The sequence below is a fragment of the Mycobacterium toneyamaense genome (genome assembly GCF_055384815.1).
This window is the reverse complement of record NZ_AP040333.1, coordinates 2,101,295-2,127,233: the sequence shown is the minus strand read 5'-3', so window position 1 is coordinate 2,127,233 and position 25,939 is coordinate 2,101,295. Positions and strand designations below refer to the sequence as shown.

The following is a 25,939-nucleotide window of genomic DNA, read 5'->3' as shown; positions in this document are numbered from 1 at the left end:
GCGACAGCGCCTGTTCAGCAACCCGACACAATCGTTCCCACCGACCTCTCAAGACTTCTCTGCGGCACCGAAAGGCTCACACTGTGGCGACGCTCCTGACCGATCTGTCGCCGGCTGACATGCAGCTCCGCCTCGACGACGCGTTGTCGGTGTACGTCGACGCGATGCGCTACCCGCGGGGCACCGAACGCCAGCGGGCCGCGATGTGGCTGGAACACACCCGCCGCGAAGGCTGGACGGGAGTCGCGGCGTTCGACGTGCCCACCGCCGACGAAGAGCCGGAGTCGGCCCTGCGGTCCGCCCCCATGCTCGGGGTCGCCTACGGGTACCGCGGCGCGCCCGATCAGTGGTGGTACCAACAGGTCGCTACGGGCCTGCGGCACGTCGGCACCCCCAGCGAACGCATCGGCCAGTTGATGGACGGATACTTCGAACTCACCGAGCTGCACATCCACCCGCGGGCCCAGGGGCAGGGACTCGGCGAGGCGCTCACCCGCCGACTGCTCGCCGGCGCCACGGAATCCCACGTCCTGCTGTCGACGCCGGAGATCACCGGCGAAGACAACCGGGCCTGGAAGCTGTACCGCCGGCTCGATTTCCACGACGTCATGCGCAGCTACTTCTTCCCGGGTGATCCACGGCCGTTCGCCATTTTGGGCCGGGCCCTGCCACTGTGATCCATCCGGCGTGCCGCTGTCCCTGCCGCGATCTGGCACGATAACGGCGTGAACCGCCGCCGCCACCTGCGCGCCTTGCTGCTGTTTCTGATGCTGCTCCCCCTGGCCGTCGGCTGCGTGCGCGTCCACACCTCGCTCACCATCTCGCCCGACGACCGGGTGTCCGGTCAGATCGTGGCCGCCGCGAAGGCCAAGAACGCGGACGACAACGGTCCTCAGCTGACCAACAACCTGCCGTTCGCCCAGAAGGTGGTGGTCTCGGACTACCACAAGGACGACTACGTCGGCTCCGAGGCGGTGTTCTCGGACCTGAACTTCTCCGAGGTGCCGCAGCTGGCCAACCTCAGCCGGGACTCGGCCGGTGCCGACATCTCCCTGCGCCGCGCCGGTGACCTGGTGATCCTCGAAGGTCGCGTCGACCTGACGACGCTGAGCGACCCGGACTCCGACGTGACGCTGTCGGTGGCGTTCCCCGGCGACGTCACGTCGACCAACGGCGAGCGGGTGGCCAGCGACATCGTCCAGTGGAAGCTCAAGCCCGGCGTCGTGACCACCATGAAGGCCCAGGCCCGCTACACCGACCCGAGCGCGCGCTCCTTCACCACGGCCGCCATCTGGATGGCCATCCTGGCCTTCGCGGTCGCCGGCGTGATCGGCGGCGTCGCCTACTGGAGCCGCGACCGATCCCCCAAGTTGGCCGCGGTGTCCGATGAGTGACTTCGTCACTGTGTCCGACCGCCGACTCGGCACCCTCTAATCTGGATGCACCATTTCGGGGTCAGGAGAGGGGACGCGCGCTGAGCGTCGATGCCGCAGGTCCGTCGGCTGGCGAGCTGGCGAATGCCATCACAGATCAACTGCGCGACTATCTCGCCGAACGCCGGCGGGACAGCGCCTACATCGGTGACGCCTACGCCGATGTGACCGGAGCACTCGAAGAGTTCGTCCTGCGCGGCGGCAAGCGCGTCCGCCCGGCCTTCGCGTACTGGGGCTGGCGTGCCGTCGCCCCCGACCCCGGCCTCCCGGCCGACCCGGCGGTCCTGCGCCTGTTCTCCGCATTGGAACTGCTGCAGGCCTGCGCCCTGGTGCACGACGACGTCATCGACTGTTCGGCGACCCGCCGAGGCCTGCCCACCGTGCACCGGCTGTTCGCCGAGCGGCACCGCCAGCAGGGCTGGCGCGGTTCGTCCGAGCAGTTCGGGCTGTCCGCGGCCATCCTGCTCGGCGACCTGGCCCTGTCCTGGGCGGACGACATCGTCGCGAACGCCGACCTGTCCGCCGACGCCCGCCGGCGCGTCAACGAGGTGTGGGCGCACATCCGCACCGAGGTCCTCGGCGGCCAGTACCTCGACATCGTCGCCGAATCCAGCGGCGCCGACACCGTGGCCTCGGCCATGAACGTGAACCTCTACAAGACCGCGTCGTACACCGTCACCCGGCCGTTGCAGCTGGGCGCCGCAGCGGCCGCCGACCGGCCCGACGTGCAGAAGATCTTCCACGCGGTCGGCACCGACCTCGGCATCGCATTCCAGCTGCGCGACGACGTGCTCGGGGTGTTCGGTGACCCGGCCGTCACCGGCAAGCCGTCGGGCGACGACCTGCGCTCGGGCAAGCGCACCGTGCTGCTGGCCGAGGCCGTGGAACTGGCCGAGAGCTCCGACCCGGCCGCGGCGGCCCTGCTGCGCGACCTGATCGGCACGGATCTGACCGACGCCCAGGTCGGCGAACTCTGCGGCGTGATCGAGGCCGTCGGCGCACTGAGCGCCGTCGAGGAGCGCATCACGCTGCTCACCCAGCGTGGACTGGACGCCCTCGCCGCGGCCCCCATCGACAACGGCGCCAAGGCCGGACTCACCGAACTCGCCCGGCGGGCGTCCAACCGGTCCGCGTAGGCCACGATGTCGACTTCGACCACGGCTCCCGGGGCGCTGGCCCGGCTCACCGCCTTCGGACGGTCCGACGAGGGCCGCCCCGCGCTGCTCGGCTTCGCCGGCGCCATCCTGATCGCCCTCGGCGGCCTCGGCGCCGGCAGCACCCGGCAGCACGATCCCCTGCTCGAGTCGATGCACCTGTCGTGGTTCCGGTTCGGCCACGGGCTGGTGCTGTCGTCGATCCTGCTGTGGACCGGCGTCGCCCTGATGCTGATCGCCTGGCTCGCGCTGGGCCGGCGCGTCGTGGACCGCACCGCGACCGATTACACGATGATCGCGACGACCGGCTTCTGGCTCGCGCCGCTGCTGCTGAGCGTGCCGGTGTTCAGCCGCGACACCTACTCCTACCTGGCGCAGGGCGCCCTGCTGCGCGACGGGCTGGACCCCTACCTCGTCGGGCCGGTCGACAACCCGAACTCGTTGCTGGACAACGTGAGTCCGATCTGGACCACCACCACCGCGCCCTACGGGCCGGCATTCATCCTGGTGGCCAAGTTCGTCACCATGATCGTCGGCGACCACGTGGTCGAGGGCACCATGCTGCTGCGGCTGTGCATGCTGCCCGGCCTGGTCATGCTGATCTGGGCAGCGCCCCGCGTCGCCCGCCACGTCGGCGCCAACAGCGCTGCCGCCCTGTGGATTTGCGTCCTCAACCCGCTGGTGATCATCCATCTGATGGGCGGCGTCCACAACGAGATGCTGATGGTCGGCCTGATGATGGCCGCCATCGCGCTGACGTTCGAACGGCATCCCATCGCCGGCGTCAGCCTGATCGCGCTCGCGGTGGCGGTGAAAGCCACCGCGGGACTGGCACTTCCGTTCATGGTGTGGGTCTGGATGCGCCAGTTGCGCGAACGCCACCCGTGGGGTCAGGTCCGCGCGTGGCTGGTGGCCACCGCGGCGTCAGGGGTGATCTTCACCGTGGTGTTCGCCGTGGTGACGGTGGCGGCCGGGGTCGGGCTCGGCTGGCTGACGGCACTGGCCGGTTCGGTGAAGATCGTCAACTGGCTGACCATCCCGACGGCGGTGGCCAACCTGATCCATGCCATCGGCGGACTGTTCACCACCGTCAGCTTCTACGCGGTGCTCGACGTCACCCGCATCATCGGCATCGCGATCATCGCCATCTCACTTCCCTTGCTGTGGTGGCGATTCCGGCACACCGACCGGGAAGCGCTGATCGGCATCGCGCTGGTGATGGCCGTCGTGGTGCTGTTCGTGCCGGCCGCGCTGCCCTGGTACTACACCTGGCCGCTGGCGATCGTCTCGGCGCTGGCGCAGAGCCGGTCGGCCGTCGCCGCGATCGCCGGGTTCTCGACCTGGATCATGGTGATCTTCAAACCCGACGGATCGCACGGCATGTACTCGTGGCTGCACGTCATCCTGGCGACGGGATGCGCGGTGGCCGCGTGGTATTCGCTGGCCCACGCGCCGGAGCCGAAGACGACGGCGGCCGAGCCGGCTAGTACGCCATAGCCTGGGCGCGCCGCAGCACTTCCCTGGCCTGGTGCGAATGCAGCGCGTCGACCGGACGCGCGTTGACGACGCGCTCGGTGGTGCCGTCGCGCGTCAGCGTCAGCGACTCGTCGGCGGTGAACAGCCACCGCACGATGTCGGTTTCGTGGTAGCCACCGTCGCGCAGCACGACGAGCAGGCCCGGCAGCTGCTTGACCACATGCCCCTTGTCGTCGAAGAAGATCTTGGGCACCACGATGGCACCGTTCCGGCGCACTCCGAGGAGGTGTCCGTCCCGCAACTGCTGGTGCACCTTCGTCACCGGAATACCCAGCATCGATGCCACTGCGGGAAGGTCGTAGACCGCTTCATCGGGATCGATAACGTCCTCGGCGGCCGGAATGCTGCTCACCCAGGAGATTCTAGAGCCGTACGATTGCCAGGTGCAGCCATCCCGACAACCGGACCCACTGATCGGTGCGGTGCTGGACGGGCGCTACCGCGTGGACGCACCCATCGCCAGTGGCGGCATGTCCACGGTGTACCGCGGGCTGGACACCCGGCTCGACCGCCTGGTGGCACTCAAGGTCATGGATTCGCGGTACTCCGGCGATCAGCAGTTCCTGACCCGCTTCCAGCGCGAGGCCCGCGCCGCCGCCGGACTGAAAAGCCCTGGGCTGGTTGCGGTTTACGACCAGGGATTCGACGGTCGGCACCCGTTCCTGGTGATGGAACTCGTCGAGGGCGGGACGCTGCGCGAGTTGCTGCGCGAACGTGGCCCGATGCCCCCGCACGCCGTGGCGGCCGTGCTGGCCCCGATGCTCGACGGCCTGGCGGTGGCCCACCAGGCGGGCCTGGTGCACCGCGACATCAAGCCCGAGAACGTGCTGATCTCCGACAGTGGCGAGGTCAAGATCGCCGACTTCGGGCTGGTGCGCGCTGTCGCTGAGGCCAAGATCACGTCGACGAGCGTCATCCTCGGCACCGCGGCGTACCTCTCCCCCGAACAGGTCAGCACCGGTGACGCCGACCCGCGCAGCGACGTCTACTCCGTCGGCATCCTGGCCTACGAGCTGCTGACCGGCACCACGCCGTTCACCGGCGACAATCCGCTCAGCGTCGCCTATCAGCGGCTGGACCAGGACGTGCCGCCGCCGAGTTCGGCAATCGCCGGTGTGCCAAAGCAATTCGACGACCTGGTGGCCTGCGCGACGGCCCGCCTGGCCGACGACCGCTACCTGGATGCCGGCGACATGGCGGCCGAACTCGCCGCGATCGTCACCGACCTCGGTCTGCCCGAATTCCGGGTGCCGGCACCCACGAACTCGGCGCAACACACCGCGGCGGCCGCACAGCGCGGCCGCGCCGAGCACACCACGGTCGCGACGGGCCGGGCAGCAGCCCCGAAGCCGGCGCCGCAGCACACCCTGCAGTTCACCATGGACCCTGCGATGGACCCCGCACTGCTCGAATCACCGGTGGTGACAAAACAATTCGCGGGGATCGACCTCGACGACTTCGCCTGGGCGCGGCAGCGGTCGCGGCGCGCCGTGCTGTTCTGGCTCATCGCGGTGCTGACGCTGACCGCGTTGGTCGCCGCCGGCGCCTGGACCCTCGGCACCAACATCGACGGGCTGTTCTAGAAACGCCGAATAGCCACCTGCCGCACGGGTTTCGCGTGAAAACCAATGCGCCGGGTGGCCATTCGGCGGGGTGAAGCTAGTCGCGCAGCATCTCCGCGACGAGGAACGCCAACTCCAGGCTCTGCTGGGTGTTCAGGCGCGGGTCGCAGGCCGTCTCGTAGCGGCCGGCCAGGTCGTCGTCGGAGATATCCTGCGCGCCACCAAGGCATTCGGTGACGTTCTCGCCGGTGATCTCGACGTGGATGCCACCCGGGTGGGTGCCCAGCGCGCGGTGCACCTCGAAGAAGCCCTGCACCTCGTCGACGATGCGGTCGAAGTGCCGGGTCTTGTAGCCCGTCGAGCTCTCGTGGGTGTTGCCGTGCATCGGGTCGCACTGCCAGATGACCTGGTGGCCCGAGGCCTCCACCTTCTGGATGATGCCCGGCAGCACGTCGCGCACCTTGCCGTTGCCCATCCGGCTGACCAGCGTGAGCCGGCCCGGAATGTTGTGCGGGTCAAGGCGTTCCACGTACTCGACGGCCATCTCGGGCGTCGTCGTCGGACCGATCTTGATGCCGATCGGGTTGGCGATGGTCTCGACGAACGCGATGTGCGCGTGGTCGAGCTGGCGGGTGCGCTCGCCGATCCAGACGTAGTGCGCCGACAGGTCGTACAGACGCGGCTCGTCGAACTCGGTGGACAGCCGCAGCATCGCGCGCTCGTAGTCGAGCACCAGGGCCTCGTGGCTGGCGTAGATCTCGGCGGTCTGCAGGTTGCGGTCGTTGACGCCGCAGGCCGTCATGAAGTTCAGGCCACGGTCGATCTCGGCCGCCAGCGCCTCGTACCGGGCACCCGCCGGCGAGGTCCGCACGAACTCACGGTTCCACTCGTGCACCTGCTGCAACGACGCCAGGCCCGACGAGGTCAGCGCCCGCACCAGGTTCATCGCGGCGCTCGCGTTGGCGTAGGCCCGCACCAGACGCGACGCGTCGTGCACGCGCACCGCGGGGTCCGGGTCGAAACCGTTGACCATGTCGCCGCGGTAGGACGTCAGGCCCAGCGAGTCGGTGTCCGACGAACGCGGCTTGGCGTACTGCCCCGCGATGCGGGCCACCTTGACCACCGGCATGCTGGCGCCGTACGTCAGCACGACGGCCATCTGCAGCAGGGTCCGGATGTTGGCCCGGATGTGCGGCTCGGTGTTGTCGACGAACGTCTCGGCGCAGTCACCGCCCTGCAGCAGGAACGCCTTGCCCTGCGCCACGTCGGCCAGCTGCAGCTTGAGCTTCTCGATCTCGGACGGCACGGTGATGGGCGGCACGCTCTCGAGCACCTTGCGCATCGCAGCAGCCTGGTCCGCGGGCCAGCTGGGCTGCTGCGCGGCCGGACGGGACAGCGCGTCGGCAAGGCGCGTGCGCAGGTCCTCGGGCAGCGGGGGCAGCTCGGGCAGCTGGTCGATGGGTACGTCGACGGTCCAGTTCACGTGTCTATGGTACCGGCGCCGACCAGCGACTATTTACCCACCAAAACGGCACCGATCGACGGATTCGGGACTGCCGGGAGAAAACCGGGCCCGGTGCGCGACTATTGACGATGTGGAGTGCGAGATTGCCCGGGAGGCGCTGTCCGCGCGCATGGACGGCGAGCACGAACCCGTCCCCGCGCGCCGCGTCGACGAGCACCTGGCGTCCTGCCCCGAGTGCCGGCAGTGGCAGGACGAACTGGACAGCCAGATGCAGCTGCTGCGCGGGCTGATCGCCGCCGACCGCACCCGGATCACCGCCGTGGCCGACACGGTCTCGCAGACCGCGCTCCCCGAAACCCGCGCCGGCCTCGACTGGCTGCGCATCGGCCTCGCGGTGGTGGGCGCCATCCAGATCGTCCTGGCCGTGCTGCAGGCGGCGGGCGTCAGCATCGGCGTGCACGTCGGGCATGCCGCGGGCGGACATGTGGTCAACGAGTCGACGGCGTGGTCCGTCGCACTCGGCGTCGGCATGCTGGTCGCGGCCGCCCGCCCGGCCGCGGCGATGGGCCTGGCGATCGTCGGCGGCGTGTTCACCCTCGTGCTCACCGGCTACGTCGTCGTCGACGGACTGACCGGAGCAGTCGGTGCGGTCCGCATGCTGAGCCATCTGCCGGCGCTGGCCGGGGTGGTGCTGACGGTGCTGGTGTGGCGCCGCCACACCGGCGAGCCACCGCGGCCGGACCGCGACGCGGCACCGACGCTCGACGACATCACGCTGCCGGACAACGCCTCCCGCGGCCGCCGCCGGGGCCACCTGTGGCCCACCGACGGCAACGCTGCCTAGATCATCACGGCGAACATGATCGCCATGCCGGCCGCCGCCATGGCCTGGCACGCCACGGCGAACCACAGGCGGGCCGGGGCGTCGGGGCGCTCCTGCCGCACGGTGAAGTAGCGGATGGCCCACCACAACGCAGCGGCCCCGAACAACGCGGTGACCACCCAGTTCACGGCGTCGACCCACGCCGACGGGTGCCCGCAGCCGCCCATCGGACCCGCATGCGCCGTCGTCCCGGACATGTCCATGCCCGGCATGGACGGCATCGACGACGCCGACTGCGGCGCGTCGGCCGCGGTCCCGGCGCACTGACCGGGCAGCACCCGCCCGTCCATCACGGCGTACATCCACGCCATCGCCAGCATCATCACCGCGTGATAGGCGTCGGCCACCCGATGGCCGGTGCGCACCACCAGGAGGACCGCGAACCAGCCGGCCGCCAGCAGGAAGAACACCAGCGGCGGCCGGTTGGGCACACACATCCCGGCCGGCCACGCCATGACGAGCATCGCCACGGCCATCACCAGGTGCAGCGCGCGGCTGGTCTGGTCGGCCCACGTCCGGTTCTCGCGGGCCGTGACGAGGGCGTAGACGCACTGGGCCGCGCTGAACAGGAACAGCCCAGTCACGAGCAACCGGAGCCAGATGTCGGCGATCACCGCGTCGCCTGCCGCCGCCGGCGCCAGCCCAGTGCCACGTCGACCATGACGAACAGGGCCAGCGTGAGGCCGAACAACGGGGCGAAGCACCCGACACCGGCGAGAACCAGCACCAGCAGCGCCGCTTCGTAGGGCCGCAGGGCCGACAGCGCACCGCGCCGTTGCCCGGTCGGCAGGGTGAACCCGGCGCCGCGGGTCGGCCGCCGGCGCCACCACATCCGGTACCCCAGCACGATTCCGACGATCATGGCGAGGGCGACCGCGATCAGCGCCAGCTGATTGACCAGGCCGAACAGCACGCTCATGTGCAGGTCGATGACCCAGTCGGTCATCTTGGCCATCAGCGGCCACTCGGCGAAGTCGAGGCGCGCCGTCACGGCGTTCGTGGTGGGGTCGACGACGATCGCGTCGTACTGCGTCGGCCAGTCACGCTTGCGTTCGGCGACCTGCCAGCCTTGGCCGGCCGTCGTGGGCGGATACATCCACATCGGTGTCCGCAGGTGGGCATCGTGGGCGACCTGCAGCGCCGCGTCGGCGCCGCGCAGCGCGGCGGCCTCGTCGAGCGTCGCGCCGGCGGCCTGTCCCGGCAGTGCGGTGTCGACGGACGGGCTGGTCCAGCTCAGTTGCGTCCGCAACTGGGCCACGTTCTCCCCGGCGAACCGCGACCACGTCATGCCCGACACCGCCAGCAGCGCGACCGCCGCCAGGACCCAGACCCCGAGGGTGCCGTGCCACGACAGCAGCCGGCGCCGCCCGGTCGCCCGCACATCCGGGACGACGAGCCGCCGCGGTTGTCCCCGGTTGTGCCCGATCCACAGCAGCAGACCCACGCCGGCGATCACCCACGACCAACTGGCCGCCAGCTCGCTGTAGTTCCGGCCGAAGGCTCCGAGGTGCAGGTTGCGGTGCAGTTCGTCGAACCACGCCCGCACCGGCAGCCACTGGCCGTAGGTGGTCAGGGCGCCGCGGACCGCGCCCGTGTAGGGGTCGACGAACACCGTGCGCGCGTAGTCGGCGGGGACGTCGTCGACCGCGAGCGTCACCTGCGTCGTCTCGTCCGGCGCGGCCGGCGGCCGGATGCTGGTGACGGTGCCCTCCGGGTGCGCGGCACGGACAGCCGACAGCTGGGCGGCCAGCGGCAGCTGCCGGTCGCCGACGTGGTCGACGGTGAGCTCGTGCCGGTACACCGCGCTGTCGATCTGCGGGATCACCGCGTACAGCAGCCCGGTGACGGCTGCGATCAGGATGAACGGCGCGACGAACAGGCCGGCGTAGAAGTGCAGCCGCAGCAATGCCGGGCGGAAGCGCTTCCACGCCGACGGATCGGACGCGACGGCAACGTCCGATTCGGGCAGTTGGGTGTGACTCACAACTTGTATTGGTCGGCCCGCGGCGCCAGGAGTTCCTGCGCCCGGAAAATTTCTACGACACCTGGTCGTAGACTGGGCCTGATCAGTTCTTCAGGTGGAAGGCCGGTATTTCGATGGGCTCGGACCGGGCGGGCAGGATCACGCTGCCGCTGTTGGGTTATCTGGCCGCGGTCGCCGCCTTGGTCACCTACGCACTCATCTCGGGCGACCAGCGCTTCGTCGCCACCGGCGACAGCTACCCCGGCACGTTCACCGCTGTGGCCGAACCGGTCGGCTACTTCACGGCCGTCCTCGCCGCCGCGATCTGCCTCGGCGGCCTGCTGTACATCGTGACCACCGCCCGGCCCGACTCCAAGGGCGTCATCGACCCACCCACTTACCGCATCCACCTTGTGCTGGAACGGGTTTCGCTGGTCTGGCTGGTCGCCGCAGCGTTCATGGTGGTGGTGCAGGCAGCGACCGACGCCGGCGCGCCGGCCCTGCGGCTGGTCGAGAGCGGCCGGCTGGGTGAGGCCATCGGCGCGTCCGAGATGGCCCGTGGCTGGATCGCCGCCACCCTGTGCGCCGCCGTCGTGGCCCTGACGCTGCGGTTCAGCGTGCGGTGGATCGCCATGGTCGTGCTGTTGCTCCCGAGCGTGATCGGCGTCCTGGCGCTGCCAGTGACCGGCAATGCCAGCGAAGGGCCGGACCACGACTACACGACCAGCGCGGTCATCGTGTTCGCGGTGGCGCTGGCCGTGCTGGCCGGTACGAAGATCGCGGCCGTCATCAGCCCGCCGGCCGCCGACCTCTACCGGCGCGTGCTGATCATCCAGGTGGCCTGCGGCACCGCGGCCCTGATCTACGGCGTGCTGCTGCTGGCCGAACAACTCGGCCCGCCCGGGCTGACGGGCAGCGATTACGGACGGTGGGCCATCGTCGCGGCGATCGCGCTGGCGGCGTCGTGGATCACCGATGCCGCGGCGCTGCGCCGCGCCAAGCCGTCCCGGCTGGCGACCTGCCTGCCCGCGCTCACGGCGCTCGCCGCGGTGTCCGCGATGGCGGTGCAAACCGCGCCGCGCCTGCTGCACCACAAGTACACGACCTGGGACGTCTTCCTCGGCTACGAGCTGCCCGACCCGCCGAATGTGGTTCGGCTGCTGACGGTCTGGCGGTTCGACACGTTCATCGGCATCGGTGCGCTGGTGCTTGCCGGCGCCTATCTCTACGCCTACCTGAAGCTGCGGCGCCGCGGCGACGAGTGGCCGGTGGGCCGGTTGCTCGCGTGGCTGATCGGCTGCGCGGCACTGCTTTTCACCAGTAGCTCGGGTGTGCGGGCCTACGGCTCGGCGATGTTCAGCGTCCACATGGGCGAGCACATGACGCTCAACATGTTCGTCCCGGTGCTCCTGGTGCTGGGCGGCCCGGTGACCCTGGCGCTACGCGCCCTGCCCCCGGCCGGCGAGGGCGCCCCGCCCGGACCCCGCGAATGGATCCTGTGGCTCGTGCACTCGAAAGTCACCGCCGCTCTGTCGAATCCGATCGTGGCGTTCGTGCTGTTCGTCGCGTCGCTGTACGCGGTGTACTTCACCCCGATCTTCAACACGCTGGTCCGCTACCACTGGGGCCACGAGTTGATGAGCGTGCACTTCCTGCTGGTCGGCTACCTCTTCTACTGGGGCATCATCGGCATCGACCCGGGCCCCAAGCGCCTACCGTTCCTGGGTCGGCTCGGATTGTTGTTCGCGGTCATGCCTTTTCACGCGTTCTTCGGCATCGCGACCATGACCATGACCGACACCATCGGCGGGCCGTTCTACAAGTTCGTCGGCCTGCCGTGGCTGTCCAGCATCGGTGCCGACCAGCACCTCGGCGGCGCCATCGCGTGGGGCTCGAGCGAACTGCCGGTGATCCTGGTGGTCATCGCCCTCGTGGCGCAGTGGGCCCGGCAGGATCGCCGCGCCGCCTCCCGTGCCGACCGGCACGCCGACGCGGACTACGCCGACGACGACCTGGATGCCTACAACGCGATGCTGCGCGAACTGGCCCGCCAGCGCGGCCAGCAGTAACCCCGCCGTCAACCAGGGATTTGTGCACGATTTTCCGCGGCACGCGCGGAAAATCGTGCACAAATCACTTGAAGTTGCGCAGGCGCAGGCTGTTCGACACCACGAAGAACGACGAGAAGGCCATCGCCGCGCCCGCGATCAGCGGGTTGAGCAGCCCGGCCGCCGCCACCGGGATGGCGGCGATGTTGTAGCCGAAGGCCCACACCAGGTTCATCTGGATGGTGCGCATGGTCGCCTTGGCCAGGTCGAGGGCCTGCGGCACCGAATCCAGGCTATCGCGGACCAGGATGATGTCGGCGGCGCCGATCGCGACGTCCGTGCCGCGGCCGATCGCCAGACCCAGATCCGCGCAGGCCAGCGCCGGGCCGTCGTTGATGCCGTCACCGACCATCGCGACCATGCGGCCGCGGTCGCGCAGCTGCTGGATGACGTCGACCTTGCCGTCCGGCAGCACGTCGGCGATGACGTCGTCGATCCCCACCGCGGCACCCACCGCGGCGGCGGCCGCGGGGTTGTCGCCCGTCAGCAGGATGGTCTTCAGACCACGCTCGTGCAGCGCCGCGATGGCGCCCGCCGCCGATTCGCGCACCGCGTCAGCGACCGCGATGGCACCACACAGCTCGTCGTCGACGGCCACGAAAACGACTGTCTCGCCGCGGGATTCGGCGCCGCGCCGCGCTTCGGCGAGGGCCGCGGGCACCGCGGCACGGCCAGCTGCCCAGGACGGCTTGCCGATGCGTACCTCGCGCTCCCCCACGGTGCCGACGACACCGCGACCGGGAACGGCCTGGAAATCGGTGACGGCCTCATGCTCGGGCGCTGCCGTGGTGATGGCCACCGCGACGGCGTGCTCGGACGCCGATTCGACGGCCGCGGCGAGAGCCAGGACGTCCTCGTCTGCCCAGCCGTCGACGGCGGTGACCGCGGTGACGGCCAGGTGCCCGGTGGTCAGGGTGCCGGTCTTGTCGAAGACGACGGTGTCGACGGCCCGAATCGCCTCGAGCGACCGGTGCCCCTTGAGGAAGATGCCGAGCTGGGCACCGCGTCCGGACGCCACCATCATCGCCGTCGGCGTGGCCAGGCCCAGCGCGCACGGGCAGGCGATGACCAGGACCGCCAGCGCGCAGGCGAACACCTTGTCCGGGCCCGCGCCCGCCAGGGCCCAGCCCAGCGCGGTCAGTGCGGCAATGGCGAAGACGCACGGCACGAACACCGAGGCGATGCGGTCGGCCAGGCGCTGCGACTCGGCCTTCTGCGCCTGCGCTTCCTCGACCAGCCGCACCATGCCGGCGAATTGGGTGTCGGCGCCGACGGCCGCGGCCTCCACGATCAGGCGTCCGTCGAGCACGATCGTGCCGCCGATGACGCTGCTGCCGGGCATCGCCCGGACCGGCTTGGCCTCACCCGTCATCACGCTGGTGTCGACGGCGGCCGAGCCCTCGACCACGAGTCCGTCGGCCGCGATCGTCTGACCGGGCCGCACCACGAACTTCTGCTGTTCGGCGAGCTCCTCGGCGGGGATCACCATCTCGGTGCCGTCGGCCAGCAGGATCGTGACGTTCTTCGCGCTCAGTGCCGCGAGCGCCCGCAGCGCACTGCCCGCCTTGGACTTGGCGCGGGCCTCGAAATAGCGTCCCGCCAACACGAACACCGTGACGCCGGCGGCGACCTCGAAGTAGATCGCGTCGCTGCCGACGAGGGCCTGCCAGATGCCGGTGGCCTCGGTGGCGTGGTGTCCGAAGAAGACCGTGTAGAGCGACCAGACCGTGGCCGCGGACACGCCGACCGAGATCAGGGTCTCCATGGAGACCGCACGATTGCGGGCATTGCGCAACGCGACGCGGTGGAACGGCCAGGCGGCCCACGTCACGACCGGCAGCGCCAGCGCCGTGAGCACCCACTGCCAACCGGTGAAACGGGTGCTGGGGACGACGGCGAACATCACCGATAGATCGGCGAGCGGGACGAACAGCACCGCGGCCACCAGCAGGCGGCGCAGCAGGTAGTGGGCGTGCGAAAGATCCTCGTCGTCGCGGTCGCCGGCGATCACGCCGGAGCGGGGCTCGGCTTCGTAACCGGCCTTGCGGATCGCGTCGCACAGGTCGGAATCGGCGATCTCGGGAAGGGCGTCGACCGTGGCCACGCGGGTGCCGAAGTTCACCGAGGCGCGGACACCCGGCATCTTGTTGAGCGTCCGCTCGACCCGCGCCGAGCAGGCGCCGCACGTCATGCCGGTCACGTCGAGCTGCACCCGGCGCGCGGCCGCACTGTCGTCGGCAGCTGCGGCAGCGTCGACCGCGCTGCCGACCGCTGTGCTGGCCGTCATCATCCTCCTATTGTCCCCCGGTCGTGTCCTGCGCTGTGCGGGCTACCAAATCAATGGTCGGACGTGCCCGGCTGTGAGTTCCCGGCAACCGTCGCATATGGTCGGCCTGTGAACAGCCGCGGCGACGACGACGAGGTGACCCGCCTCGCATTGGCGGCCGGCCGGGGCGATCGCGCCGCATTGGAGCAGTTCATCAAGGCTACCCAGCGCGATGTCTGGCGCACTGTCGCCTACCTCGACGAGCCCGGCAGCGCCGACGATCTGACGCAGGAGACCTACCTGCGTGCCCTCGGCTCGCTGCCGCGGTTCCGCGGCCGGTCGACGGCCCGCACCTGGCTGTTGTCGATCGCGCGCCGCGTCGTCGTCGACCACATCCGGCGCAAGCAGTGCCGGCCGCGCAGCAGCGCCGCCATCGAGCCCGAGACCGTCATCGACATGCACCAGCCGACCGCCCGGTTCGAGGACATCGTCGAAATCCGCATGCTGCTCGACGGCGTCGACGCCGACCGCCGGGAAGCGCTGCTGCTGACCCAGGTGCTGGGCCTGTCCTACGCCGAGGCCGCCGAAATCTGTGGCTGCCCCGTCGGCACCATCCGCTCCCGGGTCGCCCGGGCCCGCGACGATCTGCTGCGGGCGGGGAATCAGGACCAGAGCGCGGGCTGAGTCGCTGCGAAATTGGCGGGCCTGACCTGACGTAGGGCGCCATAGACTGAACCCCACAACAGTGCGGGGAGGTCAACTGCTGTGGGTGCATTGGATGCCTTCAATGCGATTTGGGGCCAAACGCGGGCTACGTTCGGTGAGGGCGTCCCGGTGGACGGCAGCGGATACGACAAGAGCTCCCAATTCCGCGACCTCCAATCTCAAACTCAGTCGGCTGCGCCGGGTTCTCACTGGACCGGCTCAGCGTCCGATGCGTACGCCGACGCCAACGACGCCCGCGCCCGTAAGTTCGGCCGCATGGCCGAACTCGATCAGAAAATGGGTGTGGAGATCACCCGCTCGGCCGATGCCGTGTTAGCAGGTCGGCGACAATTAGACGCAGTACGCCAATGGGTGAACGATGCGGCCGCCGGTTTGCCAAAAACCGCCGCTGGAGACGCACAGCTGTTCTCGGTGGTTTCTAAAGGCAGCAGCGAGATCTCCGAGATTATTCGACGCACGCACAATGAAATGGCGTCTATCGCGGGGCGAGTAGATATCCTCAAAGCCGGTTGGGACGAGCTAGGCGGCGATCCGAAGGATAAAGGCCCCGGCGACAAAGATGGCGTCGACAAACTCACGGGCGAGAAGGATGACGACGCTCGCCGGAGAGCGGAAAAAGATGTGCATGACGCGCTGGCCGGCGACCAGAAAGCTGCGAAGCGGGTCGGTGATGTACTCGACACGATCAAGCCAGGACAGCCGCTGAGTCCCGAACAAGGCTCGTATCTCAGTCAGATGCAGGCTCAGCAGAACGGCATGAGCATCAAAGATCTCAAGGCCGCAGAACAACGCCTCGGCGACCAAAAGGGCATCATCGCCAATTCCTGGCAATTGATGAGCAACGACAAGGTGCAGTTCCCGAAGACTCCACTACACCCGGGCGACCTCGACAACCCGAACGATATGACGAAGGGTGGATTTAACAATCTTCCACAAAGCGTACAGACAGCGATAAAATCGCCTGGCGCAGAATATATAGACCAAATGCACGATATTTCGGGAATTGTCAAGGATGGCAATTCCTCGCTACAAGCGGGAACCAGTTTGGATCGGGAAATGCTCAACAAAGCCGATCGAATAATGGATACCCCCATTTGGGAGCACGACCCGGCGAGCGTCAAGGGCGAGGGTGAACGTGACCCATGGATCGATCCCGCGGTTTCCAGCATTTTCGAGTCGGCGGGCCGCGACCATACTGCGGTATCCGACCTCGTCACCAGCAACAAAGGCAACGATTTCATCCACGACATCACCACTCATGCCTGGAAGGACAACGGTGCTGCGGCGGGATCGTTGTTCAGTTGGACAAACGAGGAGGCGAATGGTCCGAATTCCGATATTGCCGCCAAAACTGCCCACGCCTACGCCAACTACGTCGGCGTGCATGGTGGAGAGTTACTCAATCTTCCCGGTCACCACAGCCTCGGCGAGATGGATCCAAAGTTGGTACAGAGCATGGCTCATGGACTCCTGCCCTACCAGTCCGACATGGTAGGCGAGAATAAGCATGGCTTCGAACCACTGGACCAACTCGGCAGCAATCTACATAACACCCGATCACTGTTCGCGGTAATGGACTCGAATCCCGACGCAGCCAAAGAATTCAATGCCCATGCGTACAAAACTGCCATGGACTACGAAAAATCATTCGCCGAAGCCGCAAAAACGGATCCGAATATTACCGGTACAAGCCCCCATCGAGCCGACCTCGACAGAGCGGGTCGACTAATCGGCCTCGTTGATGCCGGAGTTTTCATGGAAGTACAGCAGCACGGCAACAATACCCAGGCAAGTGCATTTGACCGCGCACATGACGCGTGGGAGATGAAGAAGTTGGCTTGGGACGTGGTTGGCGAGAACCTTCCGGGGTTCGACCGCGCGCATTCGGCTTTCCAAGACGCGATGATCGGTAAAGAGCCGAAAATCGACAGTTTCCCCGGGGACTACTCCACCCCTGACATTGACACCCCAAGCGGCAGCCAGGGATTGGGGAACGCGTCCACCCAAGTCGCATACACAGTCGCAGCTCAGCTGGTACACACACCGAATGCTGACATCGGGCCCGAGTACTTCACCAACAACGGTTCCGGAGTGTTGATGACGCCTGCCGAAGTTCGAGTGAAATACGGAGAAGCCGGATGGTCCGATTATTCTGCCGCGCTAGAACGCTACTTCGCGAATCAACAACGTTCTCTCGATTCGTCGATTATAAATTTCGGCAAGAATTACCACGCACCGTTGGATCAAATCCCTCCCGCCAGGAAGTAGCAATCACTTGCTAAATGTTCGCTACGGTCATCGGTGGTTTGCGGCAGTATTCGCAACCCTCGTATTCGTGCCTGGGTGTTCTCATCCGCCGTCCGCACCGGACCTGCCCGGGGATTCCGACCCGAAATCCATACACCAGATCGCCCCCGGCCCGGCCGGGCAAAAGTTCCTGAAATCAGTCTCCACATACAAATGGGGCGATCAATCCAATCGCGTCACCGCTTGGTTCCAATGGATACCCGCGGCCGCAACCGGACCCAACCCTGATGACCGGGCACTCGCGGCCGAGACGGCTCACACCATTGCGACCTACCTCGCCGCCAATTCGGATTCTCTCGAGCAGCTGGGCAACGAAAACCCAGGCCTCACTCAGAGCTACACGCTGGCTATCGTCCCGTACCTCGGAAGCCTGGTCACCGAGGATCAACTGACACCCCAGTTTCCACCGCTGGATGCACTCGACAGCGCAATGCCCAAAACTCGCAGTTTGCTTGCGGTCCTCGCCAGCGACCCGACAAGCTCATTGATACTCGGGCAGGCGATCGACCGGCAGGTAGCCAGGTATCAGGACAGCTTGTCTGAAGTCATCCGGCGTCAGCCGGGCGCATCGAAAGCGCTGAGCGAGCCTGTGGCGGCCGTCGCGCGCCTGACCGCACTTGCCGCGACAGCCGGTGTGCGCTCCGTTGACCCGAACTCCGGCTGGTCCCAGGGAATCGAAGAAACCGAACTGAACTACCTCTTCGCCCGCGCGACGGCGACCGGACCGAATGCCGACATCTCGCCCAAGTACTTCACGAACAACAGCGAATTGATGTCACCATCACAGGTCCGGCTGCAGTTCGGTGAAGCGGCTTGGGCGGAGTACTCCGCCATGATCTCCGCATTCACCAGTCGTATTCCGGATCAGCGCGCAGCGATCGATGATTTCGGCCGCGTGAGCCGCACGATCCGAGCAGGAGCTCCTCCGCGGTAGGCCCCGGGCGAGAGCGTCGGCCGACCCACCGCGGAACCCACACTGCCGCGCGTCCGACCAACTCTGCGAAACTGGTCTACAGACTGAACGGAGTTCGGCTTGTCCACCCGCCACGCGATCGATCTCGAGCACACCCTGAGCGCCATCGGGCGCCGGGTGTTCGACGAGGTCTGGATCGGTCCCGCCCGCCGCTACCCCACCGCCGTCGCGATCGTCGTGCTGGTGCTGTCTGCCGGGGTCAGCTGGTCGGAATCACATCGGTGGGTACTGAAGGTCGTCGCCATCCTGTTCACGCTGGCCGCGATTGCATCGGCAACGGCGCTGTGGCGCAAGCGGTTTCGCGTTTGTTGCGCGGCGCTGTACCTGTCGGGCGTGGCCACGGCCGCCGGGTTCGGCGCGGTCTGGTGGTGCCAGACGTCACCGGCGCGAGTCTCGGTGTGGTGGCCGCTGGCCGGTTTCGTCGCTGCCGCGGTGCTGGCCGTCTGCTGGCTGGGTGTGGTGCTGACGCCGCTGGAACGGTCCCAGCCCGACATGCGGTTCAAGCCCGCCGGGAACTGAAGCCCCCTTTCGTACGACCAATGACAGCGTGATCGCCGACTCTGCCCTGCGCTGGGCGCTGACTGCCGTGTTCGCGGTGGCCGCGCTGCTGTTCGTGGGTGCCGGACGGCGGGTGCCCGGACAGCGTGGCGTCGGGGTGCTGCATGCGCTGGCCTCGGTGGGCATGATCGCGATGCTCTGGCCGGCGGGCATGCAGGTGTCGCCGCTGCTGTACGTGCTGGTGTTCACCGCCGGGGCGCTGTACTTCGCCTACCTGGCCCTGTTCGGCTTCGAGCTACCGCACCCCGTCTACCACTGCACGATGATGGCCGCGATGGCACTGATGGGCCTGCTGATGGCGCCCAATGCGGGCGTTCCGGTGGCTGCGGCCGGTTCGACAGCTCAAGCCTCCGGTCACCACAGCGCCCACCTGGGTCACGGCGCCGTCGCCGTGACTCCCCCCGGCTGGTTCACCGTGGTGTGCATCGTGCTCGCGATCGGATTCTGCGCCGCCGCGCTGTGGTGGTTCTACCTGCTGGTGCGCGGGCCGAAGCGCCCGTACGCCGACCTGCTCATGGCGCTCGGCATGAGCGCCGCCTTCGCCGTCATGGCCGTCTGACCCTCTCGAAAGGACTCTCAATGACCGTGTCAAGCCGCCGCAGTGGCGATTTGGGGCGTGTCGGGGTGCCAGGTCCGGTTGTCACGGATGAGGGCGTAAAGGACGTTGACGCGTCGGCGGGCCAGGCAGATGGTGGCCGGGATAGCGCGTTTGCCTTGGTCTCGTTTGCGCTGGTAGTACGCCTTCGACGTGGGATCGCAGCGGATCGCGGTCAGCGCGGACATGTACATCACCCGGCGCAGGCGGCGGCTGTAGCGCTTGGGCGTGTGCAGCCGGCCGGTGCGTTTGCCGGAGTCTTTGGATACCGGCGCCAGGCCGGCCCAGGCGGCGAGCTGGTCAGGCGATTGGAGCAGTGCGGGATCGCCGACCACGGCAAGGAATTCGGCGCCGAGTCGGAAGCCGATGCCGGGCAGGCTGGTGATCACCTCGGCGAGCGGATGGCGGCGAAATCGTTCCTCGATGTCCGCGTCGGTGTGTTTGATGCGCTCATCGAGGTTGATCACCCCTTGGGCCAGCTCGGCGACCAATCCGGCGCCAACATCTTCACCCGCGAGGCGGACGGTCTGAGCTTTGGCCGCTGTCACCGCGGCAGCCGCGATCGTGGCGGCGTTGCGCACCCCGGCCGCTGCCAGAACTTTGGTCAGCCGCGAAACACCCGTTCGGCGAATCGCTTTCGGCCGTTGATAGTGCGCCAGCAGCACCGCCCAACCCCGGTCTTGGCTGAGCTCGGCGACGCGTTCGAGGGCCGGGCATACGGCCAGCAGTTGTTGGCGCAGACGGTTGATGGTGCGGGTGCGATCGGCCACCAGATCGGCGCGGTGGGCGGTGAGCATGCGCAGCTCGGTGATCAGGTCATCGCCGGGACGCAGGACCGGCAGGTCCGCACCGCGCATCCGGGATTGATCGGCAATCACCCGGGCGTCTTTGGCGTCGGTCTTGGATTCACCACCCCGGTAGGTGGCCGATGCTTGCCACACCTGCCGGCCCGCAAGGTAACGCACCGTCTTGCCTTCATCGGCCAGCACCGTGAGGACCAGTGCGGCGTACGCGTTGCTCAAGTCCACCGCCCAGGACACCTCACCGGCAAGCTTTTCGACCTCGGCGACCAGGTCGCGGATCGTGCGCTCGTCGTTGACCACCTTGCGCGAGAACACCATGTTGCCGTTGCCGTCCACGACGCACACCCAGTGATGTTCTTTGCCGACGTCGACGCCAGCCCATACCTGGTCTTCGGTCACCGGACCTCTTTTCGCTTGTCTGCCAACAGAATCCCCAAGGACGACCTCGCCGGCATTTCCTTAAACAAGCGATCGCATCGCAGATCTCAATCAGCGGCCCGAGGAAGTCCAGGCAGGCCGGGCGGCCAGTCCTTTCAAGCCGCACCACCAGGGCCGGCACCAACATGGCAGCCATACCCGACCCACCCGGGTCACAGCCAAACGTAACGCTCAGCAATACGAAGTAACTGCAACTACAAACTTAAGGACAACATGCCCAAGCTGATCCAGACCCTCGCCGCCGTCACCGCGACGATGGCCTGCGCCGTCGCGCTGGCCGCACCGGCCGCCGCCCACGTCAAGGTCACCGGCGACGCCACCCAGGGTGGCTGGGGCGTGCTGAACTTCCGCGTGCCGACCGAGTCGGACACCGCGTCCACCACCGGCCTGCTCGTCGTGCTGCCCGACGACCAGCCGATCATCTCGGTCAGCACGCAGCAGAAGGCCGGCTGGACGGCGACCATCACCAAGAAGAAGCTTCCCGCTCCGCAGAAGGACGACGACGGCGCCGAGGTCACCGAGTACGTCTCGTCGGTCGAGTGGAAGGCCACCGCGCCGGACGCGCCCATTCCGCCGCATCAGTTCAACGTCTTCGCCATCTCGGCCGGCCCGCTGCCCAAGGTCAACACGCTGACGCTGCCCGCGGTCCAGACCTACAGCGACGGCAAGACCGTCAACTGGAACGAGAAGGCCAACCCGGGCCAGCCCGAGCCCGAGCACCCGGCGCCGGCCCTGCACCTCAAGCCCGCCGGCGGCGGGGACCACGACCGGCCCGCGGCCGCGGCTCCGGCGGCTGCGGCGCCGACGTGGCCGGGCCTGACGGCGCTGGCCGTGTCGGTGGTCGCGTTGCTGGTGGCGATCGCTAGCCTGGCAGCCTCCCGACGAAAGACGAGTCACGACTAGAAAACTGAGACCGGTCGCAGCGCTGCTCGCGGCTCTGCTCGCGCTCCTGCTGCCGGCTCCCCTCGCACACGCGCACGCCGTCCTGGTCTCCAGCGATCCGGTGGACGGCGCCACCCTGCCGGCCGCGCCGAGCCGGGTCACCTTGAGCTTCGATGAGCCGGTTCGCCTGATTCCCGGTGCGGTTCAGGTGATTTCGAACTCCGGCGCGCGGGTCGACCGGGAGGTGCGGCAGCGGTCGGGCAACACCACCGTGGAACTGGACCTGCCGCCGGACCTGCCGCGCGGCAGCTACACCGCGACGTGGCGGCTGATGTCGGCAGACGGGCACGAGGTGTCCGGCTCGGTGAGTTTCGGTGTGCAGCAGGCGCCGGACGCGCCGCCGGAGGTTCGTCCGGTCGCGTCGTCGTCGGTAGCGTCGGATGTCGCTCGCGGTCTGACGTATGCCGGCCTGGTGCTGTGTGTCGGTGTGCTCGCGGCGGCCCGGCTGGTGTGGACGTGGGCGCTCGCCCTGCGTCGCACCCGCATCCTGGCCGGCATCGGCTGGCTGCTGCTGGCCGCCGCGACCGTCATCAACGCCGTCACCACCGGCCCCGACATCCAGCTCTACGTGCAGGCCGCCCTGCTCGTGCTGCTCGCGGCGACCACCCGCGCCGGGACCGCGCTGTTCGTCGTGATCGCTACGGCACTCGCGGCCGGTGTCGCCGCGTCCGGGCACGCCTCGGCAGGCCCGGACCCGTGGCTCGCCACCACCGTCACCACCGTCCACCTGCTGGCCATGGCGCTGTGGCTGGGCGGGCTGGCCGTGCTGATGCTGGTGGTCCTGCCCGCCCGGCGCAGCGACGAGCTGCAGCGGTGGTCCCGGGTGGCGTTCGGCTGCGTCGCGGCGGTCCTGCTCACCGGCGAGTATCAGGCCTGGCGGCAGGTGTCGCCGATCGAGTCACTCTGGTCGACCGGCTACGGAATGGCCTTGTGCGCCAAGGTTTTCCTGGTGACGCTCATGGCCGCCCTGGCCTACCTCGGCCGGCGCCGGCTCACCCCGGAGCGGCTGCGCCGGACCGTACCGTGGGAGACCGCGCTCGCGGTGCTGGTCTTGATCATGACCACGGTGCTCACCGGCGAGCCGCCCGCCCGCACCACGTACGGCCCCGCGTTCACCGCCACCGCCGCACTCGATGAGGGTCGGCAGGCACAGGTGCATCTGGACACCACGCGGCACGGCGCCATCCCGATCGACGTCGCGGTGCCCGGTGCCACCGGGCTGCGGGGCACTCTGTCGAGCGCCGAGATCGCCTCTCTGCCGGTGCGTTTCACGGCGGGTCCCGACGGTCACTGGCACAGCACGTATGCCACCGCGCCGCGGCCGGGACTGTGGACGCTGCAGCTGACGGTCCAGTTCGGCCCGAACGACGCCACCGTCACCAGCGTGCCGTTCCGGGCCTGGTGACCTGAGCTACCGGGGCGCCGTCATCATCTCGGCGATCAGCCGGTAGCGGTGCAGGTTGTGTCGGGCGTCGACCAGCGCGTCGTGGGAATCGCGCGGCCGCGGTGGCATCCGCGGGCTGCCGCAGTCCTCCCAGAACTGCCGCAGTTCGCGGGTGAAGCGCGGCATCGCCGGCGGCAGGTCGGCCATCGGGCCCCACAGCTGGCACAGCACCACATGGTCGTACGCGCCGACCCAGGCCCACAGTTCGATCGGCTCGTCACCGTCGATGTTGAAGAAGTCCTCGAGCTCGGACCGAATCTGCCGCCGCGACCGCCACACCTGCGACGACGGTGACGGCAGCTTCGGCAGCACGTTCTTGCGCACCCAGGAGCCGGCCCGGTCGGGGTCGAACTCCGAGGAGACGGCGTAGTACTCGCGCCCGTCCTCGGCGGCCACACCGATCGAGATCAGGTCGATGGTGCGACCGTCGTCGATGAACTCGGTGTCGTAAAAAAACTTCATTCAGGCAACCTCGGTCGGCGTTCGGTCCAGCGGCGCGGGTGCCGCGTGGATCTCGCGGTCGAGCTGTTGGTCCACGTCCGCGTCGTCGGGAAACTTTGGCATACCGGCGATCGCATCCTGTAACCACAGCTTCGCCCGCACCACCGGCCGGCGCAGCCACCGCTCGCGTTCCAGCGCTTTGTGCATCTTGCGCGGCCGGCTCGTGTACCGCCAGCGGGCCCACGGCGCGTGCGGTCGCGACAGCCGGATTGCGCCGATGACCAGCAGCGGTGTGATGAACATCCCAATCAGACCGGTCCACACCTTGCCCTTGAGCAGCACGATGACGGCCATGGCGAGCGTGATGAGGGCCAGCGCGACGACCATGACGCGGGCCGCCACGTCCTGATCGTCACGCCAGACGGTGATGTCGAAGAACGACAGCGGGTTGAACCCCAGGATCAGCAGGCCGGCCACCGCGATCGCGACGAAGACCGCGTCGACCGAGGTGCGGCCGTCCTCGGCCCAATACACGTCGGACAGGTGCAGGATCAGCGCGAACTCGTCCAGGACCAGGGCCGCACCGATACCGAAAAAGATTGCCGCCACGGTGAATTCGGGGACGCCGCCGTCGACCGCCAGCGTCACCATCGTCACGCCCGACACCATCACCAGCACCACGCCGATCACCGCGTGATGGATGTGCAGGCCGCCGTGCCCGATGTTGCGCGGCTGCCACCACTTGCGCGGCGCCGGGTTGTCGGCGTGGGCCCGGATATACCGGACCACGGTGCGGGTGACGAAAAACGTCAGGATGAACGCAATCAGGCACCACAACAGTGGCAGCCGCCCACTCGATACGAACTCCGTAGGTAAGGGCGACCGCACGGGCAGAAACTTACGCCCGTGCATGCGTGTCACTGCCCCGCAGGGCGTCGACGCGCCGGTCCCCCCGATAGGCTGTCCGGCGAGATGCGTATGGGAACTTGGTCGTGGCCCTCCTCCGGTCAACGGCTGGCCTGGCTGCTGTTGCAGTTGCTGGCCATGTTGACGTTGGTATGGGGCGCCTGGCGGCTGCTGGGTCATACGCCGTACCGGATCGACATCGACGTGTACCGCATGGGCGGCCGCGCCTGGCTGAACAACACGCCGCTGTACAGCGAGAGCACCATCTTCCGCACCGAGGCCGGCATCGACCTGCCGTTCACCTACCCGCCGCTGGCCGCGATCATGTTCGCGCCGTTCGCCTGGCTCCCCCTGCCCGCGGCAAGCGTGGCCATCACGGTGACGACGTTCGTGTTGTTGCTGGTGTCCATCGTGATCGTGCTGACCCGGCTGGATGTCTGGCCGCAGTCGCGGCTCGGCGGATCGGCCCTGGCCCGCCGCTGCTGGCTTGCCGTCGCCATCGTCGGGCCGGCCGTGCTGTTCCTCGAACCGGTGCGGTCCAACTTCAACTTCGGTCAGATCAACGTCGTCCTCATGACGCTGGTGATCGCCGACTGCGTCCCCCGCCGTACGCCGTGGCCGCGCGGCGTCCTGCTCGGCGTGGCGATCGCCCTCAAGCTGACCCCGGCCGTCTTCCTGCTGTACTTCCTGCTGCGCCGCGATTTCCGCGCGCTGCTCACCACGGTGGCGTCGTCGGTCGTGGTCACGCTTGTCGCGTTCGCGCTGGCCTGGGGCGACTCGTGGGAGTACTGGACCAAGACGGTCCGCAACACCGACCGCATCGGCACCGCGACGCTGAACACCAACCAGAACATCTCCGGCACGCTGGCGCGGTTCGGGATGTCGGCGACGCCGCGATTCGTGCTCTGGGTGCTGCTGTGCTTCGCGGTGCTGGCGCTGACGGTGTGGGCGGCCCATCGGGTGCTCCGCGCGGGACAGCCGGTGCTGGCTCTCATGTGCGTGGCGATGTTCGGCCTGGTGGTGTCGCCGGTGTCGTGGTCGCATCACTGGGTGTGGGCCCTGCCGACCATGGTGACCATCACCGTGATCGCCTACCGCGAACGCAGTGCCACGCTCGCCGCGGTGAGCGCGCTCGGCGCGTTCCTGCTGATCTTCACGCCGATCCGGCTGCTGCCCGAGCACCACGAGGTCGACGCGACGGTGTGGCGTCAGGTGATCGGCAGCTCGTACGTGTGGTGGGCGCTGGCCGTCATCGCCGCGGCGGGCACCATCACCGGCCGCGGCACGCCGTCAGCCGACGCGGCCGAGCACGTCGCACCGGTCTCGGCGACGAACTGACCGCGCCGGGGGCCCGGCCGGCGCGACGGTGACGACACGGCGGTCCGAGAGCCGATTTTCCGCCACCGCGTCACGTTGGCGACGCGGCGTGCCGGCCC

The 25,939-nt window shown here is 68.3% G+C and carries 23 protein-coding genes; 15 read left to right on the top strand and 8 right to left on the bottom strand.

All coding sequences use genetic code 11. The features are described from left to right. The first annotated feature begins 83 nt into the window (after positions 1–83). From ACZ5IQ_RS10300 to ACZ5IQ_RS10285, 4 genes are all read left to right on the top strand, one after another. Complete coding sequence (locus ACZ5IQ_RS10300) at positions 84–677, top strand: GNAT family N-acetyltransferase (RefSeq protein WP_061010512.1); 594 nt, start codon at positions 84–86, stop codon at positions 675–677. 90 nt (positions 678–767) lie between these two features. Next, complete coding sequence (locus ACZ5IQ_RS10295) at positions 768–1,394, top strand: LppM family (lipo)protein (protein ID WP_166428073.1); 627 nt, start codon at positions 768–770, stop codon at positions 1,392–1,394. Positions 1,395–1,510: 116 nt separating this feature from the next. Beyond that, the gene (gene idsA2 / locus ACZ5IQ_RS10290; RefSeq protein WP_464481452.1) at positions 1,511–2,569 is read left to right on the top strand and encodes a bifunctional (2E,6E)-farnesyl/geranyl diphosphate synthase; all 1,059 of its coding nucleotides are present in this window, start codon (positions 1,511–1,513) and stop codon (positions 2,567–2,569) included. A gap of 6 nt (positions 2,570–2,575) precedes the next feature. Beyond that, the gene (locus ACZ5IQ_RS10285; protein WP_212812075.1) at positions 2,576–4,084 is read left to right on the top strand and encodes an alpha-(1->6)-mannopyranosyltransferase A; all 1,509 of its coding nucleotides are present in this window, start codon (positions 2,576–2,578) and stop codon (positions 4,082–4,084) included. Here the strand turns inward: ACZ5IQ_RS10285 and ACZ5IQ_RS10280 are convergent. After that, complete coding sequence (locus ACZ5IQ_RS10280; RefSeq protein ID WP_212812076.1) at positions 4,071–4,475, bottom strand: Rv2175c family DNA-binding protein; 405 nt, start codon at positions 4,473–4,475, stop codon at positions 4,071–4,073. The two genes, ACZ5IQ_RS10285 and ACZ5IQ_RS10280, sit on opposite strands and share 14 nt — an antisense overlap. On the opposite strand from ACZ5IQ_RS10280, the gene ACZ5IQ_RS10275 reads away from it, so the two are divergent. Beyond that, entirely contained in the window at positions 4,465–5,706 is a 1,242-nt protein-coding gene (locus tag ACZ5IQ_RS10275) for a protein kinase domain-containing protein (protein WP_212812077.1), read from the top strand. The genes ACZ5IQ_RS10280 and ACZ5IQ_RS10275 overlap by 11 nt on opposite strands. 76 nt (positions 5,707–5,782) lie before the next feature. Here the strand turns inward: ACZ5IQ_RS10275 and ACZ5IQ_RS10270 are convergent, their stop codons facing one another. Further along, complete coding sequence (locus ACZ5IQ_RS10270; protein WP_020103604.1) at positions 5,783–7,168, bottom strand: class II 3-deoxy-7-phosphoheptulonate synthase; 1,386 nt, start codon at positions 7,166–7,168, stop codon at positions 5,783–5,785. 112 nt (positions 7,169–7,280) lie between these two features. Between ACZ5IQ_RS10270 and ACZ5IQ_RS10265 the strand changes: the two genes are divergently transcribed. Next, complete coding sequence (locus tag ACZ5IQ_RS10265; protein WP_346414649.1) at positions 7,281–7,994, top strand: zf-HC2 domain-containing protein; 714 nt, start codon at positions 7,281–7,283, stop codon at positions 7,992–7,994. Here the strand turns inward: ACZ5IQ_RS10265 and ACZ5IQ_RS10260 are convergent. Together ACZ5IQ_RS10260 and ACZ5IQ_RS10255 are read right to left on the bottom strand one after the other, a co-directional pair. Further along, positions 7,991–8,647: a DUF5134 domain-containing protein gene (locus ACZ5IQ_RS10260; RefSeq protein ID WP_464481187.1), complete on the bottom strand. Its 657-nt coding sequence runs from the start codon at positions 8,645–8,647 to the stop codon at positions 7,991–7,993. The genes ACZ5IQ_RS10265 and ACZ5IQ_RS10260 overlap by 4 nt on opposite strands. Beyond that, a complete protein-coding gene (locus ACZ5IQ_RS10255; protein ID WP_464481186.1) occupies positions 8,644–10,017 on the bottom strand; it encodes a PepSY-associated TM helix domain-containing protein in 1,374 nt (457 codons plus the stop codon). Before ACZ5IQ_RS10255 ends, ACZ5IQ_RS10260 begins: the two co-directional genes overlap by 4 nt. A 113-nt stretch (positions 10,018–10,130) precedes the next feature. Between ACZ5IQ_RS10255 and ACZ5IQ_RS10250 the strand changes: the two genes are divergently transcribed. Continuing rightward, positions 10,131–12,065: a cytochrome c oxidase assembly protein gene (locus ACZ5IQ_RS10250; protein WP_464481185.1), complete on the top strand. Its 1,935-nt coding sequence runs from the start codon at positions 10,131–10,133 to the stop codon at positions 12,063–12,065. Between the two features lie 64 nt (positions 12,066–12,129). On the opposite strand, the gene ACZ5IQ_RS10245 is transcribed toward ACZ5IQ_RS10250, so the two are convergent. Beyond that, complete coding sequence (locus tag ACZ5IQ_RS10245; RefSeq protein ID WP_464481184.1) at positions 12,130–14,394, bottom strand: heavy metal translocating P-type ATPase; 2,265 nt, start codon at positions 14,392–14,394, stop codon at positions 12,130–12,132. Between the two features lie 105 nt (positions 14,395–14,499). On the opposite strand from ACZ5IQ_RS10245, the gene sigC reads away from it, so the two are divergent. From sigC to ACZ5IQ_RS10220, 5 genes are all read left to right on the top strand, one after another. Next, on the top strand, positions 14,500–15,054 hold the full coding sequence (gene sigC, locus ACZ5IQ_RS10240; protein WP_029105716.1) for an RNA polymerase sigma factor SigC: 555 nt from the start codon (positions 14,500–14,502) through the stop codon (positions 15,052–15,054). A gap of 81 nt (positions 15,055–15,135) precedes the next feature. Then, on the top strand, positions 15,136–17,364 hold the full coding sequence (locus ACZ5IQ_RS10235; protein WP_212812082.1) for a TPR repeat domain-containing protein: 2,229 nt from the start codon (positions 15,136–15,138) through the stop codon (positions 17,362–17,364). 67 nt (positions 17,365–17,431) lie between these two features. Further along, positions 17,432–18,337, top strand: a complete 906-nt coding sequence (locus ACZ5IQ_RS10230) for a hypothetical protein (RefSeq protein ID WP_212812083.1) — start codon at positions 17,432–17,434, stop codon at positions 18,335–18,337. Positions 18,338–18,436: 99 nt separating this feature from the next. Further along, positions 18,437–18,895: a hypothetical protein gene (locus ACZ5IQ_RS10225; RefSeq protein WP_064858735.1), complete on the top strand. Its 459-nt coding sequence runs from the start codon at positions 18,437–18,439 to the stop codon at positions 18,893–18,895. A gap of 28 nt (positions 18,896–18,923) precedes the next feature. After that, complete coding sequence (locus ACZ5IQ_RS10220; protein WP_212812084.1) at positions 18,924–19,493, top strand: DUF5134 domain-containing protein; 570 nt, start codon at positions 18,924–18,926, stop codon at positions 19,491–19,493. A gap of 29 nt (positions 19,494–19,522) precedes the next feature. Here the strand turns inward: ACZ5IQ_RS10220 and ACZ5IQ_RS10215 are convergent, their stop codons facing one another. Continuing rightward, positions 19,523–20,731 (bottom strand): IS110 family RNA-guided transposase, encoded by a 1,209-nt coding sequence (locus ACZ5IQ_RS10215; RefSeq protein ID WP_346414620.1) that lies wholly within the window; start codon positions 20,729–20,731, stop codon positions 19,523–19,525. A gap of 252 nt (positions 20,732–20,983) precedes the next feature. Here ACZ5IQ_RS10215 and ACZ5IQ_RS10210 point away from each other — a divergent pair, with 252 nt between their 5' ends. Both ACZ5IQ_RS10210 and ACZ5IQ_RS10205 read left to right on the top strand, forming a co-directional pair. Next, positions 20,984–21,673 carry a YcnI family protein gene (locus tag ACZ5IQ_RS10210; protein WP_212812085.1) on the top strand — a complete coding sequence of 230 codons (690 nt, stop codon included), beginning with the start codon at positions 20,984–20,986 and terminating at the stop codon, positions 21,671–21,673. Positions 21,674–21,677: 4 nt separating this feature from the next. Continuing rightward, positions 21,678–23,117, top strand: coding sequence for a copper resistance CopC/CopD family protein (locus ACZ5IQ_RS10205; RefSeq protein ID WP_256445413.1), 1,440 nt, complete (start codon positions 21,678–21,680; stop codon positions 23,115–23,117). A 6-nt stretch (positions 23,118–23,123) separates the two neighbouring features. On the opposite strand, the gene ACZ5IQ_RS10200 is transcribed toward ACZ5IQ_RS10205, so the two are convergent. After that, a complete protein-coding gene (locus ACZ5IQ_RS10200; RefSeq protein WP_064858738.1) occupies positions 23,124–23,618 on the bottom strand; it encodes a polyadenylate-specific 3'-exoribonuclease AS in 495 nt (164 codons plus the stop codon). Continuing rightward, positions 23,619–24,485: a hypothetical protein gene (locus ACZ5IQ_RS10195; RefSeq protein WP_212812087.1), complete on the bottom strand. Its 867-nt coding sequence runs from the start codon at positions 24,483–24,485 to the stop codon at positions 23,619–23,621. A 90-nt stretch (positions 24,486–24,575) separates the two neighbouring features. Between ACZ5IQ_RS10195 and ACZ5IQ_RS10190 the strand changes: the two genes are divergently transcribed. Continuing rightward, positions 24,576–25,841 (top strand): glycosyltransferase 87 family protein, encoded by a 1,266-nt coding sequence (locus ACZ5IQ_RS10190; protein WP_212812088.1) that lies wholly within the window; start codon positions 24,576–24,578, stop codon positions 25,839–25,841. Positions 25,842–25,939 lie beyond the last annotated feature (98 nt).